Origin of the sequence: Streptomyces sp. NBC_01142 (genome assembly GCF_026341125.1) — a bacterium.
Lineage (GTDB): Bacteria > Actinomycetota > Actinomycetes > Streptomycetales > Streptomycetaceae > Streptomyces.
Map to the genome: position 1 here is coordinate 1,781,176 of NZ_JAPEOR010000002.1, position 13,260 is coordinate 1,794,435.

A 13,260-nucleotide genomic window follows, 5' to 3' on the forward strand; every position below is an offset into this window, starting at 1 on the left:
ATGCAGGCGAAAGAGCCGCCAGTGGTACGGCGTTGGACTCGCCATCCCGCAAGCGTGGGAAGAGCGCGCGCCGAATTGCAGAAAGCGCTGGCCAATTGGTGTCTCAACGCGATCGAAGACGCGGCGCTGGTGGTGCTGTCCGAGCTGGTCACCAATGCGGTGCGGCATGCGCACGTTTCGCCGGGGCGTGAGATCCAGACGCGGTATCTGCGTGAGGCAGATGGCGTGCGCATCGAGGTTCACGACGCGGCTGACGAACGCCCCACGTTGCGCGTGCCGGGAGAGTCCGGCGGATGGGGCCTTGGTCTCGTCGACGAGCTCGCCGACCGCTGGGGCGTCGACGATCGAGATGGGGTCGGCAAGTCGGTCTGGGCCGTGGTGACTGCCCCCGCCAGGAATGAGGCGCAATGGCTCGGGTGATGGCGCTGCGGGTGCAGCGCGGGGACTGGGTGAGTACGTACGGACAGTGGCGGGAAGTCAAAGCGGTCCGCTCCGACCGATACACCTCGGGCGGTGCGCAGGTGGTTCTGGTTTTCAAGGCCGGACCGGCGCTGCGGGTGAATGCGGCCGATGTGCTGACGGTGAATGGCGGTGGCCGGGCTGTGCGAGACGAGCCGAGAGAAGGGCGTAGGTGATGGCGGGCAGGACTGTGCTTCGCTTCGTGGACTGGGTGTTGCAGCTTGATGCTTCTGGGAGCGGGCCGATCTTCGAGGCCGAGTGCACGACGTGCCAGGAATCGTCAGGAGCAGCTGACGGCAAAGAGCTGCCAGAGATGTGGTGCCTGCGGCACGCGGGCCGTTCCGGACACACCGGCTTCCAGGCCGTAACGACCACGTTCTTCCGAGCGACGCGGGCTGAGGGCGGCGGCGACTCATGAGGCAGCGATTATTCGCTTTCGGGATGGTCGTGTTCTGGATCGCGGTGTACGTGCCGTTGGCGGTGATCAGCGATCCCTATTCGCCAGCTCTCTAATTTCCGGTTCTCATAAGCCGGTTGTAGGCCGGACCGCCCCCCTCGCCTGGACAGCATGCGGGGCGGTCAGGTTTGGGATGCAGATGCAACCCGGTGCCGATGGTACCGGGGCTTCGTCGTGCTCGCGCCCGGTGATCCCCCGATCGTCGCAGTCAAGCCAGAGCATGGGGAAGGGACTTGAAACAGATGCACGACCCAGAGGACGCGGGTTTCGAGAGGGAGTCGTTCGACCCTGACGAGGTGGTTTGGGTGCGTGGGGTCGACTACATGGCGGGTTGGCGGGATGCGGCTAGCGCCGGTGCGGAACTGGCGGACGCGCTGGCGGCGGCTGGGTTCGACGCTGCCGGGCTCGAATGGCAGGCCAGGGCGAATGCGGATGGGGCCGGGGCGGTGCGCTTAGTGATGTCGGCGGCAGCGGCTCATGACGTGGCGGCGCTGGTGCGGGCCATTGCTCGGCTGGGCAAGGCCAGCTGAGTCAGTGAACTGCATTCGGACGAACAGGGATGGGTGCCGCTTCCTTCCCCCCGTTACTTTCTTCGTGGCCCTGAAACGGGGCTCCTGGCCTCCGGGCCCGGCATGACTGTTGCCCCCTGTCGAAGTGATGACCTGGGGGGTGGTGTCACCGGGTCCGGGGCACCGTCTGACCGCTGATGAGAGGCCCGACCGTCACCCGGCCGAGCGCAACGCCCGGCCGTTGAAGGGTGGCAGGTCTGCGTAACGTGGATGCGCGCGCTCGGTGCCGGTGGGTGAGGCCGGGACGGAACGACCACCCTCGGGGGGTGCGGTGCTCGACACCGGTGAAATCGCGGTCTTCCTCGGCCTGGACGTCGGCAAGGGCGACCACCACGGCCACGGCCTGACAGCGGGCGGCAAGACCGTCTACGACAAGCGGCTGCCCAACAGCGAGCCGAAACTGCGGGCCGTGTTCGACAAGCTCACGGCCAGGTTCGGCCGCGTGCTGGTCATCGTGGACCAGCCCGCATCGATCGGCGCCCTGCCGCTCGCGGTGGCCCGGGACGCCGGCTGCCACGTGGCCTACCTGCCAGGGCTGGCGATGCGGCGGATCGCCGATTTGTATCCCGGTGAGGCCAAGACCGATGCCCGCGACGCGCACGTGATCGCGGACGCCGCCCGCACCATGCCTCACACCCTGCGGGCCCTGGAACTGGCCGACGAGACCGCGGCCCAGCTTACCGTCCTGACCGGCTTCGACCAGGACCTCGCCGCCGAGGCTACCCGCACCAGCAACCGGCTCCGCGGCCTGCTCACCCAGTTCCACCCGAGCCTGGAGCGAGTACTGGGGCCCCGCCTGGACCACCAGGCTGTGACGCACCTGCTGGAACGCTTCGGCTCGCCCGCCGCCCTGCGTAAGGCCGGACGCCGCAGGCTCGTGAACCTGATACGGCCCAAGGCCCCGCGCATGGCCGAACGCCTGGTGGACGACATCTTCGACGCGCTCGACGAACAGACCGTCGTGGTCCCGGGCACCGGCACCCTGGACGTGGTCGTGCCCTCGCTGGCCCGCTCGCTGGCCGCCGTCCACGAACAACGACGCGCTCTGGAAGCCCAGATCGGCGAGCTGCTTGAGTCGCACCCTCTTTCCCAGGTCCTGACCTCGATGCCCGGAGTCGGTGTCAGGACCGCCGCCACCTTGCTGGTCACCATCGGCGACGGCACCTCGTTCCCCACTGCCGCCCACCTTGCCTCCTACGCCGGCCTCGCCCCGGCAACGAGGTCCTCCGGATCCTCCATCCACGGCGAACACGCCCCCAGAACAGGCAACCGGCTCCTGAAACGGGCCATGTTCCTCTCCGCGTTCGCCGCCCTGCACGACCCCGCCTCCCGCACCTACTACGAACGGCAAAGAGCCCGCGGCAAGACCCACACACAGGCCTTGCTCCGCCTCGCCCGCCACCGCATCAGCGTGCTGTTCGCCATGCTCCGCGACGGCACCTTCTACGAATCCCGCACCCCCGAGACAGCCACCGCATGACCTGCTCAGGCTTGACGAAGGACATAGAGGCACCCCCCCGGACCTAAGTGTGTGCGTGTCGGGCGCTTAGAAGCTGAGCCTGTCGGGGCTCGCCTGCTCCGTCTCACACAGCGAAGAGCTCAAGCGCGCCTCAGTCTGCGTCCTTCTTGCGAAACGTGCGGCAGGCTACGACGGCCGCGACGGTGACGCCGGTGAAGATGCCGTACGGGACAGCATCGACAGGCGGGCCGGTGAAGAGCTTGAAGATGCCCATGGTGAGGAGGACGACCGCCAGCAGGGCGAGGACCGCGGTGACGGCGTCTACGCTGCGCCGCCTGTAGGTCGCGCGACGGGCGGCTAGCTCCTCGGCGACGGCTGCCCTCACGGTGTCGGACGCAAGCCCGGGCTTCGCGGGATCCGGCTGCCCGGCGCTCGTATTCTTAACCCGGGTGATGGGCACAGCGATCACCGGCTCGATCGGCGCCGGCTGAGCCGCCGTCGGATTCGCCGGCCGGATCGACCTCTTCTTGGTGTAGGCGGGTTTGGAAGTCGAACGCCGAGACGGGCAGCCCTTGGATGGGCATGACTTTCCTGCTGAACCTGACTGCTGTTGACATCGTGTGCAACGCTTGGACATGGGTGCCCCTATTTCGGATTATTCGCTGAAGAAGAGTCCGGGTGATCCGCGGATACGGCGCCAGCCTGGCCGCCGGACTCTTGGCCTCAGAAACCGAGTCCGGCGGCCGCCTTTTCACGCCCTAATAGGGCGGTGGCGGGTGGATGAGTCAGTGCGCCGCCGCGGTAGAGACCAGGCACCTGCCACCATCAGGAAGAGCAGGAAGGTGATCGTGCCGACGGCGGTCGTGCAGGCCAGCACCGCGGTGGCGAGCGCCACGAGCGACGCGAAGACCTGCCCCAAGTTGGTATACCGTTTGCTGCCCCCCGCGATGACTTTCCTGGTCGGGTTCAGATGAAAGGGTGCGTTGCATGGCGGTGTGCTGGACAGTGCCGCTAGGCAGTCCGCCCAATCGACAGACGGATACACGCCGCTACTCGTCACAGCCCCAGACATGCCTCGCTGGACGGTTTGCCTGAACTCGCCGATCCCGTTGTGGCGTTTGACGGCGCGTGGCTGCTGCCCTCCTAGGTGTCCGTCCGGCGAAGCCTCGCGTGCCCGGCGAGCGGCGCGCTCCTCGATCTCCGAGCGGACTTCGAGGTAGATCTCCCAATTGGCGGCAAGCCGGGCCTCGCGTGTGGTCGGACCGGCCGAGTACACGACGTGCTGGACTCGGTGCCTGCGGATCAGCAGCCGCAGCACCGCCTCCAGCAGTGCGGAGAATACGTTCATTCAACCCATCCCATCTCTGTGGTGTCTTGGAGGAACTTCTCCAGCTCCTCCACCGGGACGCCGGCGGCTGCCAGCATCTGGCGCGCGCGTCGGAGTGCGCCGCGGCTCCCCGACCCAGACAACGGGTGCATGCTCGACCAGCTGTGCAGCAGCTTCGTGCTCTCTTTGCTGCTGAGCTCGCACACAGCCATGCAGATGTAGGCCCGTTTCAACTTCTCCCGCAGATCGTCGACCTGCTTGAGCCAGGACATGACCTCCTCGTCGCCGGGCCGGGGGAACATGTCTTGGAGCGAGAACCAGTGCGGAGGGAGAGTCGAGTCCTCGGTGTTGACCGCGAGCGCCAAGCCCACCGCGGTGTCCACCAGATCGTCGAGGACCACGCCCATGCCCCTGTCCTCGGGTTCTGCCCCGATCAAAGGCAGGCCCAGGGTGAGAGCCTGAGTGGTGATCTCCGTGTAGTTGATCCGCGGGTGCCGAATAGAGCGGAACGTCCGCTCCCGGATGACATGCAGGTAGCGCTCGCCGATGCAGTCCCGGAGGTTGCCGGGCAGCGGCTTCTCAGCGGTGAGCCCGAGAAGCGACGGTGGTTTCCCGACGGGCGACCAGGTGCGGTCTAGTCCTTGACCGCCGATGGCCGGCGTACCGGACCAGTCGTCCTTAGGCGTCGGAACGAAGTTGCTCATCGGGGACCTCTCGGATGCCATGTTGTCGCGCGCCGGCATCTCGGTGCAGGATCCGAGAACTCCAGCTTTGGACCAGAGTGAGGCATCTCCTGAAAGGGTGTTTCATTTCAACAGATAGTCAACTTCGTTAAATACGATTTTAGTTATTACTTTTGATCACTACTGACCGATCTTGGTCGAGTAGCGGCTCCGTGCTCATCCTCCGGCCGAAGCTATGCCCTCACTTGCAGAGGTGTTTCATTTCGACGTTCTCGCTGATGGAAGCCGCCCCGCGAAGCAGCTACCACACACCAGCGTGCTTCGCCGACGGCGCCCCCGCGCGCAGCCAGCCACACGACGACGCATCAGAGCAGTTGCGGCGGCTACTACCACCCCGAGGCGAAGGCCGTTTCCAGCGGGCTCAGTTAGTTCTCGAACGCCCCGTATCAGGACCGTCACACCTGTACCGTCAGCCTCCGGGCTGGCGGAAAATTACGCATCCACACCCACAAAATTTGAGGGCAACTACGAGTAACCCGTACCAGCCCCAGCCCAGCCCGTACCGTCGCGACGCCGATGCCGAACACCCGGCCGCCGATGTTCAACTTCGCTGCCGCTAAAGTAATCTGGGCGTTGGTGCCCATCGCCACCATCAACATCGGCGCAGCGATCCCGTTCGTTGTCGCAGCCGTGAAAGGCGTGATCAAGCCGTGGATCGCGGTCGTGTACGTGGTTGCTGAAGTGCTAATCCTGGGCATCGGCACGGTGGTGGTGCGGCCTAACGAGGAGAGCCCGCTTGTTGGGTTCCCGCTGATCGCCACATCTGCCACTCACACCGCCCTGCTCGACAACGACAACTTCCGGATCTGGAAGTGACTGAGCACCATGTCGCCGGCCTCGTACCCGATGGCGTCGCCGAGATAGTGGCCTTGTGCGGCCTGACCACGAGGACGTGATTGCGTGTCCACGTCGCGGTAGCGCTTGCGGAAGGTGTCGCCCTTGCCGTCGCGGATCGAGTTGATGAACTCGTTGGTGAACTCCTCGGAGCTCACGTACCGCACCCGCGTGCCCGGGTAGAGGCTGCGCGCATAGTGCCCGATGGCGTGCAGCAGGTGCGTCTTGCCGAGCCCCGACTCCCCGTAGATGAACAGGGGGTTGTACGCCTTCGCCGGGGCCTCGGCGACCGCGACGGCCGCGGCGTGCGCGAACCGGTTGGACGCACCGATGACGAACGTGTCGAAGAGGTACTTCGCGTGCAGGCGCACGGTTCGCAGTCTGGGCTAATCGCTGGGACAGTTGGGGTCTTCTATCGGGAACACAACACAGATAGCCTCCGGAGATGAGCCTGTCGCTCGCGCTGAACCTCTTGGCTGTCCTGGTTGCTGCGGTTGCGTTGGGAACCTCCTTGGCGATGTCTCGGCGACAGCTCCGGCTCGCCCAGAACTCCAATGTGCTGCCCATCGTCATACAGCTGTTCAAGGAGACGAGAGAGCCTGACTTCTCGCAGGCCATCGAGTACGTAGCTAGGAAGTTGGCGACCGAGCATCCACCTGACAACGGGTACCGCTACCTGCCGGACAATGCAAAGCGCCCTATCCGCCGAATCAGCCTCTTCTACGACGACGTGGGAAAGCTTGTCGCTCACGGTGTCGTCGATGAGCAGATCGTCATCGGTTCGTATGGATGGAACATCGTTGCGATGTGGGATGTCTTGGCCCCCTACATCTACAGAGAGCGAGAGCTCTCCTCTAAGGCGATGCTCTATTTCGAAGATCTCGCGGCCAGGGCAAAGGCCAGGCCAATGACCGCCGTGCATGCCCAGATCGGTCTTTCCCGTTGCCCCCCGTCAGCCGGGTGATCGTCTTACCCAATGGCTCCCCAGGTGTTCCCGAGAACACAGACGGCCCACATGCGCACTCGTTCCTTTGAACGAATCCAGTTCTTCCTTGCACCCGCTGTTGACCGTGGCTTCCCGACCTGTCGGGCACGGATCGGGCACGAGCGGTGAGCACCGCTCTAGGAGTTCGATCAACCGAGCTTCCCGCCGGAACGCCAGGCATACGGGTGTGGCGTTGCGAGTGCCCATGAAGGCGTTCGCGACCGGTCCAGGCTGCTGATGTTGCCGTCAGGGTTGCCGTCACCGTCACCACCCCCTCGTGCCGAATGAGGTTCGGGCGGGCTGGCGGTGCACTGGCATCGCCGGTGTGTGTGCTCGATGATCTCCTGCGGGCGGGTCTGGCGACGCGCCGACGGGTCACAACGTGTCGTCGTTGCGGTGTCCGTGAATGCGGTAGCCCATCTCGTCCGGATGGCGCATGATCCGCGCCAGACGCCAGGCAGCCTCGTAGGAGAGACGGCCACGCTCCCGGATTCGTAATCGCAAGGCCAACACGCTGGTGACGGGGTCGAGGACCCATCGCAGCGCAGCGCTCTTCACTGTCCCTCGCCCGAAAGGAGGGCAAGGCGGTGGGCCGTATCCTCGTCGCCGAATGCCCGTACGGCATCGGCGAGAATGATGAGCAGCTCTTTGCGCCCCTCTTCCGTCAGCCCGCCGACGAACTCATGGAGGAGTTGGGCGACGGTCACCCACCGCTGCGTCGGCTGCCATTGCTGGACCTCCCGCACCAGGTCTCCGAGGTCGGTGCCCGCTGGCGGTCCGCCTAACCGGGGCCAGTGCTTCGACGCGCCTTCAAGAAGTCTGTAGAGGCGGGCAGCAGCAGGGTTGGCGAGGACTTCCTCGCGGAGGAACACCTCGCGGGCCCGGACCTGACGCCGTGCCAGTTCGTCCAATTCGTGGTCATGCCTGATGCGTTCCTCATGCCGCCGGTACTCCTGCCGGAGGCGTTCGGCGCGTAAGCCGGCCTCTCGTGTGGCGTCCTCCACAGTGATACGGATTTGGACATTGGTGACCACCACGCCATCACCGCAGAGGGGCAGCTGCTCCTGAACGGCGGCGGTGATGTCTTGTTCAGCAGCGTCGGGACGCAGAACATCACAGCGTGCGGCTGCCTTGTCGATCTCCGCTCTCACCAGGCGCGGTGCCACGTGCGGACTGGCCGACGAGGAAGCGTCGACGGGGTGTCGCCACGTCACTCGGACCTCAGAGGTGAACGGCAACAGCGGGTCAGTGCTCTTGGGGCGGTCGGCGAAGACGGACACCCACCTCGCGCTGTCTTCAGCCGCATTAGAGGTGGCAGCCTTGTTGAGGCGGCGGCTCATGCGGCATCCGACTTTTCGTCGACAGAGTCGCCGTTCGCCATGCCAACTGCAGAAACACTCATATGCGTTGCGGGCTGATACCGCCGAGCGACGAGGTCCTTGTCGAGCAGCGCAGACAGTTCACGCTTGAGGTCCTCGCGCTCCTTGGAGTAGGAGCGGTTCTGGCCCTGGACCCACCATTGCGCGCAGGTACGCAGGGTCTCGCGGAAAATCGGTGCCTCGGTTCCCTGAATGTTCACGGCTTGGCGCAGGGTGTCGAAGACGACAGCTGAGAGCGGCGGCTGGTCCAGGGCGGCATCGAGCCAGGCGAAGACGGCCGTGTCAAGTTCCCGGTCTCCCACTGGCCCCGCGGCCTGACGCAGCAGTGTGCGCCAACCGGTGACGAGTCCCCGAACGTGAGGACGGAAAGGGTCCTCTTCCGATGAGTTCTCCCCCACCAGGGCCCGAAGCAGGGGTGGCAGTGCGTCCTGGGCAGGTGGTGAACTCAGGGCGAGTGCGGCGAATGTGCGGTGTCCCACGGTGTGACCCGTCTCCTCCGAGGCGCACCACTCGACCACGAATCCGAAGAGCATCTTGCGTACGGAGGCGTCCTCCCACAGGACACGAACCGCATCGCGGAGGGTGTCGATCACTTCGCGATGCCCCTGTGACGCAACGTTCCTGAGACGACGCAATGCCTTGTCGGTGTGCCGGCGGCCGAACTTCTTCGTGCACACCTCGACGACGGCTCGCTGGAGGTGGGCCTGGTTCCGGCTGGACCAGGACAGCAACATGGAATGGATGTAGGGAGCGCTGGCCGCGTGGATCGCCGCGCTGTCCAGAAGATCCACGGCCAGGGGCCACAACTCCTTTCCGGTGCCGTGGTCGTACCACGCCTTGACGATCTGTTCCAGCGGCTCCTGACGGCGGTGTCGTACGGCCCACTGCAGCGCGAACTGCCCGATACGCGCTGCCAGCGCACGGCGGTCTTCTCTGCTGATGGTCTCCAATGCGTCCTTGCTGGTGCTGGTGTGGACAGGCGCTTGGGCGAGCCATTCGAGGAAGGCGGTACGTGCCAATGGGCGGTCGTTCCAGAAGTACTCGATGGCGGCGTCGTCCCAGTGCGGACGATTGAATGCGAGGGAGCCGTCCTCCTCACGCCGTGCCCGGATGGCCCGCGTCATGGCGATGACTCCTGGCTCCTGCTGCCCGTTCACCAGGACCGCGATTTTGTCGAGCTTCTCGGTCAGCTCTGCTGCCTTGGCGTAGACGTGCCCGACCGGATCACCGCGGAGCACGGACGCAGCCAGCAGGAAGTTGCGTTCAAAGCCGGTACGCGATCGTCCTTCGGGCTCGTGCCACTCGTAGAGCTCGTCCTCCCAGTTGCTGCGGGCGGACACCACGTTGGCGATCTGCTCTGCAATCGACAGGTTCGCGAATCCCTCCTGCTGCCGCTTGAAGGATCCTTCCAGGTCTGTGGTGCCCGCAGAGGTGGACTTCTCGGCAGCGCGGTGCTGTTCCAGCATTAGGTACACGAGGTTCAGCACATCTGTGGGGCTCTGACCGGTGAGGAGCGGTTCGATGTCGGCGTCGTCGAGCCATTCGCTGACCGGGAATGCGGGCTCCAGCGCCAACAACCATCGCTCGGCGATGTCCCGTGGCCTTACCGTTCCCAATGCCGGGGCAACGCCCTCCGGCGCCCCCTGGCTGATCCGCCTCCACTGCTCGGGCCGGGTGAGAACGATGAGCCGGCAGTCGCGCTGCTGGAGGCGGTCGCGGATGTCGTTCAGGGTTGCACCGAAAGACTCGGCGACCGCGAAGTCATCCTCGTCGGGCGGGAGATCCAACAGGAAGCCGCAGCGGCGGTCATGCGGGAGACGTCTGATCGGGAAATGATGGGACCCACCGAATGAGAGTGGCCTCGCCTCGTTGATCACCCCTTCTTGGAGAAGGCGGTCGAGCAAGGCGTAGGCAGTGATCGTCCGACTGCTGTTAGCCGGGCGGCTGATGATGAGTACGGAGCCTCTGGTTCGCAGCCTTGCGAGAGCCACCTCGATAGGGTCCTCCGAGAGTGCCTCGTTGCCATCGTGCGGTTTGGCGTAGACCCGGCGAACCACAGCCAAGTACTCATCAGAGATGGCGGCGTGCGAGTCCAATGTCTGCTCGAACACGTACTTCGTGGCGACCATCTCGCCCTGGTTGATGAATGCCCGCTGAAGCACGGCGGCCTGCCCGACGGCCTCAACCGCGTCACGGGTGAGGCCGTCGGTCGCAGGGCGAAACACAGAGCCGTCGTCGACAGCGTGAGCGGCGGCCTCTGCCTCAGCTGGCGGCGCAGGCCATGGCGACGGTGGAGTGATCCGGGGCGACTCCGAAGGCATTGGTGGCAGAGCGGTACTGCCATCCGGCTCGGCAAGTGGGTTTTGTTGGCGCGGCGCAGACTGGGTTTGCTGCGTGGAATCCTGTCCGCCACCGACCGTCGGCACCCGGCTTCCCCTCGAGATGATGACCGGCGGATCCCCACTCGGCTCCTGTTCGTCCCACTGGCCCTCCAGGGACTGCGAAGGCGATTCCTGCTGCTGGCGCTCGTCGGCACCGCTTTCATCGAAGGTCATGCTGGTGCCGCCCGTCTCAGCCGATCGTGCCCTCTATCTCGATGCCGACCTGTTCGCCTGTCTCTTCGATGACCCCGGTGTCCTGTTCGACCCGTGCCCGGCCGCGTTCTGTGATGCCGCCGACGCGCATGCCGACCTGCTTGCCCTGGAGGGTCTCGGTCCGCTGTGAGATCTCCACACCAGGTCTGTCCTCCTTGCTCTCCTCGCCGAAGGGCAGCCGACGACCGTAGACCTCCTCCAGGTCGCGGCGCAGCCGACCTAGAAGCTCGCGCAGATCGGTGTCCTCGCCCTGTAGGAACTCGGGCCGCGACAGGTAGACCCGGAGCGCTGCGTGGGCCCCGGTGATGCGTGCGACGCGCTCTTCCGTTAGCTCCGTCGGCCTGGCCAGTAGAGGCTGTGTCTGCCCGGGCACCTGCTCCCGTTCCTCAGCCGTCACCCGGCCCGCTCGCCGGTCCAGCACCGCACCTGCCCGCTCGAACAGGAACTTGACCGCCTCGGTCAGGACCGTCCCGGCCAGGACTGGAAACGCCAACGGATCCATATGCTTCTTCCTCCCCCTGCCCCGCGTATCTGCGAGGCGGCCGCACGAACCACCGGTAGATGCGACTGGCACTTACACAGACATAAGTGGGTTCACCGTATGAGCGTGATCATTACGAAGGTTAGAGAGGAATCAGTCGAAGACCGAGGCGACCGAAGAGGCGTCCTTGACAATAAGTAGGTTCAAAATATACGGAGGGTAATGGCCCTAGCTTGGGCCATCGCTGACCGCGCTGACACCTGTCGGCGGCTGGAAGTGCACGATTTTCGATTGCTGTTCGCAGACGAGTGGTGTCTGGTCTCCGCTGGTGTGGTCTGGAGCCGTTCGACTTCAGCGCGGGCAGTCTTGTCATGCGGTGCTGCCGGCAGAGGCGAGGCCGAGGCCACCGCAACTACTGCCGTCACCGTCCCCGGACCATGATCGGTCCGGGTCCCCTGCGCTGGGTCCCCCGGCAGGATTTGAACCTGCGACACCCGCTTTAGGAGTTCGATCGCAAGGCCTACATGGAGCCCCGGCCCTTACGTCAGTACTCCGTTCACAACCGTCCAAGGCTGCCCGTGTCCCCTGTCGTTGATGTCAGAGCGTGTCTGAGATCGGGTTACGGGGTGATTTTCCGTAGTGGTCGGGGTCCTTGGCGGGTGGCGGGTCGGCCTCGGGTGAGTCGGCGGAGTATCAGGTCGGTCATGGCCCAGCGGATCATGGTTTCGGAGTGGGCCGGGTTGCGTTCGTAGTCGCAGGCCAGGCGGCGGCGTGTGGTGATCCAGGCGAACGTGCGCTCCACCGCCCAGCGCTTCGGCTGGACCTTGAAGCCGCGCTGTCCGGGGTCCTTGCGGACGATCTCCAGCGTGCGGTGCAAGACGGCAGAGGACCACTCGACGAGTCGGCCGGCGAAGCCCTGGTCGGCCCAGATCTTCTCGATGGTTGGGTGGTCCAGGCGGGTCCACAGCAGGGAGCGCTTGGCTCCGTCGCGGTCCTGGACGCTTGCGGCCAGCACGTGCACGGCCAGGAGGAGGCCGAGGGTGTCGGTGACGATGAACCGTTTGCGGCCCTTGGTCTTCTTGCCCGCGTCGAAGCCGCTGGTGGACTTCGGCACCGTGTCGGCCGCCCGCACGGACTGCGAGTCGACCAGGCCCGCGGACGGCTCAGCGGAACGGCCGTCGGCCTCGCGGACCTTGACCCGCAGCGCGTCGTGGACGCGCTCCACGGTGCCGTCGTCGTGCCACCAGGTGAAGTACCAGTACACCGTCTGGAAGGGCGGGAAATCCTTGGGCAGATACCGCCACTGGCACCCGGTCCGCGCCAAGTACAAGATCGCGTCCACGATCCGCCGACGCGGGTGCTTCTCCCGCCGCCCGCCCTTGCGACCCGTCCTTGGAGCAGGCAGCAACGGCTCAATCAACGCCCACTGTTCATCCGTCAGATCAGACGGGTAACCATCCCCAGCAGCACTCACACACCACTCAACGAGTCACCCATACAGCCGATACGGCGGATCTCAGACACGCTCTCAGAGGGTGATGTCAGAAACCGGGGTGCCCCTGACTTGCGCCCGCACCACGGTTCGTAGGACTGGGCTTGGTCCGCTTTGACGGGCATCTGAGATCAGGGGAAGCGGACAAAAGCCCACAGACCAGGGGCGCCGAGTGCGTCAAGCGCCACGGAGTTGCTTCGGTGCGCCCCCTAATGGCCCTTGGAGTGCTTCAGCTTGCGTGGTGTGTTGAGGTCGGCAGCATTGGGCCGCGCTCTGCTCTAAGCAGAGTCCAGTACTGAACTGACTGGAAGTATGGGTGTGCGTTGTGACGGAACCTACTAATCCTCAGTCTCCCGGACCGAGGGATCCCCAACCGAGCGAACCACCGGTCAGAAGCACCCCTCCGCCTGCATGGACGCCCATAGGCACACCGGCCAGTCAGCCTTCCACAGCCGTTCCATCTTCGCCACTGCCTAGTTCA

At 65.2% G+C, this 13,260-nt stretch carries 13 protein-coding genes and 1 pseudogene; 5 read left to right on the top strand and 9 right to left on the bottom strand.

Annotated elements, in window-relative coordinates; all coding sequences use genetic code 11:
- The 3 genes from OG883_RS25525 (at position 1) to OG883_RS25535 (ending at position 2,965) form a co-directional block, all read left to right on the top strand.
- Positions 1-420 (top strand): ATP-binding protein, encoded by a 420-nt coding sequence (locus OG883_RS25525; RefSeq protein ID WP_266549417.1) that lies wholly within the window; start codon positions 1-3, stop codon positions 418-420.
- Between the two features lie 738 nt (positions 421-1,158).
- Positions 1,159-1,446 (top strand): hypothetical protein, encoded by a 288-nt coding sequence (locus OG883_RS25530; RefSeq protein WP_266549419.1) that lies wholly within the window; start codon positions 1,159-1,161, stop codon positions 1,444-1,446.
- Between the two features lie 310 nt (positions 1,447-1,756).
- Positions 1,757-2,965, top strand: coding sequence for an IS110 family transposase (locus OG883_RS25535; protein WP_266534610.1), 1,209 nt, complete (start codon positions 1,757-1,759; stop codon positions 2,963-2,965).
- A gap of 130 nt (positions 2,966-3,095) precedes the next feature.
- On the opposite strand, the gene OG883_RS25540 is transcribed toward OG883_RS25535, so the two are convergent.
- The 3 genes from OG883_RS25540 to OG883_RS25550 form a co-directional block, all read right to left on the bottom strand.
- Positions 3,096-3,413 (bottom strand): hypothetical protein, encoded by a 318-nt coding sequence (locus tag OG883_RS25540; RefSeq protein ID WP_266545157.1) that lies wholly within the window; start codon positions 3,411-3,413, stop codon positions 3,096-3,098.
- A 282-nt stretch (positions 3,414-3,695) separates the two neighbouring features.
- Positions 3,696-4,292, bottom strand: a complete 597-nt coding sequence (locus OG883_RS25545) for a hypothetical protein (RefSeq protein ID WP_266545158.1) — start codon at positions 4,290-4,292, stop codon at positions 3,696-3,698.
- A complete protein-coding gene (locus OG883_RS25550; protein WP_266545160.1) occupies positions 4,289-4,975 on the bottom strand; it encodes a hypothetical protein in 687 nt (228 codons plus the stop codon). The genes OG883_RS25545 and OG883_RS25550 overlap by 4 nt, the downstream gene beginning before the upstream one ends.
- A 555-nt stretch (positions 4,976-5,530) precedes the next feature.
- Between OG883_RS25550 and OG883_RS25555 the strand changes: the two genes are divergently transcribed.
- Complete coding sequence (locus OG883_RS25555) at positions 5,531-5,830, top strand: hypothetical protein (RefSeq protein ID WP_266545162.1); 300 nt, start codon at positions 5,531-5,533, stop codon at positions 5,828-5,830.
- Between the two features lie 89 nt (positions 5,831-5,919).
- On the opposite strand, the pseudogene OG883_RS25560 reads toward OG883_RS25555, so the two are convergent.
- A pseudogene (locus OG883_RS25560) lies at positions 5,920-6,216 on the bottom strand (DnaA/Hda family protein); the annotation flags it as partial.
- A 77-nt stretch (positions 6,217-6,293) separates the two neighbouring features.
- On the opposite strand from OG883_RS25560, the gene OG883_RS25565 reads away from it, so the two are divergent.
- Positions 6,294-6,812, top strand: coding sequence for a hypothetical protein (locus tag OG883_RS25565; RefSeq protein WP_266545164.1), 519 nt, complete (start codon positions 6,294-6,296; stop codon positions 6,810-6,812).
- A 396-nt stretch (positions 6,813-7,208) separates the two neighbouring features.
- Here OG883_RS25565 and OG883_RS25570 read toward each other — a convergent pair whose 3' ends face one another.
- The 5 genes from OG883_RS25570 to OG883_RS25590 form a co-directional block, all read right to left on the bottom strand.
- A complete protein-coding gene (locus OG883_RS25570; protein ID WP_266545165.1) occupies positions 7,209-7,337 on the bottom strand; it encodes a hypothetical protein in 129 nt (42 codons plus the stop codon).
- A 50-nt stretch (positions 7,338-7,387) separates the two neighbouring features.
- Positions 7,388-8,173, bottom strand: coding sequence for a hypothetical protein (locus OG883_RS25575; RefSeq protein WP_266545167.1), 786 nt, complete (start codon positions 8,171-8,173; stop codon positions 7,388-7,390).
- Positions 8,170-10,767 (bottom strand): hypothetical protein, encoded by a 2,598-nt coding sequence (locus OG883_RS25580; protein ID WP_266545169.1) that lies wholly within the window; start codon positions 10,765-10,767, stop codon positions 8,170-8,172. The genes OG883_RS25575 and OG883_RS25580 overlap by 4 nt, the downstream gene beginning before the upstream one ends.
- A gap of 16 nt (positions 10,768-10,783) precedes the next feature.
- The gene (locus OG883_RS25585; RefSeq protein WP_266545171.1) at positions 10,784-11,308 is read right to left on the bottom strand and encodes a hypothetical protein; all 525 of its coding nucleotides are present in this window, start codon (positions 11,306-11,308) and stop codon (positions 10,784-10,786) included.
- Between the two features lie 598 nt (positions 11,309-11,906).
- The gene (locus tag OG883_RS25590; protein WP_266537907.1) at positions 11,907-12,761 is read right to left on the bottom strand and encodes an IS5 family transposase; all 855 of its coding nucleotides are present in this window, start codon (positions 12,759-12,761) and stop codon (positions 11,907-11,909) included.
- Between the last annotated feature and the right edge of the window lie 499 nt (positions 12,762-13,260).

Coding starts and splice junctions, on each gene's coding strand:
- OG883_RS25525 (WP_266549417.1), top strand. CDS start 1: ATGCAGGCGAAAGAGCCGCCAGTGGTACGGCGTTGGACTCGCCATCCC.
- OG883_RS25530 (WP_266549419.1), top strand. CDS start 1,159: ATGCACGACCCAGAGGACGCGGGTTTCGAGAGGGAGTCGTTCGACCCT.
- OG883_RS25545 (WP_266545158.1), bottom strand. CDS start 4,292: ATGAACGTATTCTCCGCACTGCTGGAGGCGGTGCTGCGGCTGCTGATC.
- OG883_RS25550 (WP_266545160.1), bottom strand. CDS start 4,975: ATGAGCAACTTCGTTCCGACGCCTAAGGACGACTGGTCCGGTACGCCG.
- OG883_RS25555 (WP_266545162.1), top strand. CDS start 5,531: ATGCCGAACACCCGGCCGCCGATGTTCAACTTCGCTGCCGCTAAAGTA.
- OG883_RS25565 (WP_266545164.1), top strand. CDS start 6,294: ATGAGCCTGTCGCTCGCGCTGAACCTCTTGGCTGTCCTGGTTGCTGCG.
- OG883_RS25575 (WP_266545167.1), bottom strand. CDS start 8,173: ATGAGCCGCCGCCTCAACAAGGCTGCCACCTCTAATGCGGCTGAAGAC.
- OG883_RS25580 (WP_266545169.1), bottom strand. CDS start 10,767: ATGACCTTCGATGAAAGCGGTGCCGACGAGCGCCAGCAGCAGGAATCG.
- OG883_RS25585 (WP_266545171.1), bottom strand. CDS start 11,308: ATGGATCCGTTGGCGTTTCCAGTCCTGGCCGGGACGGTCCTGACCGAG.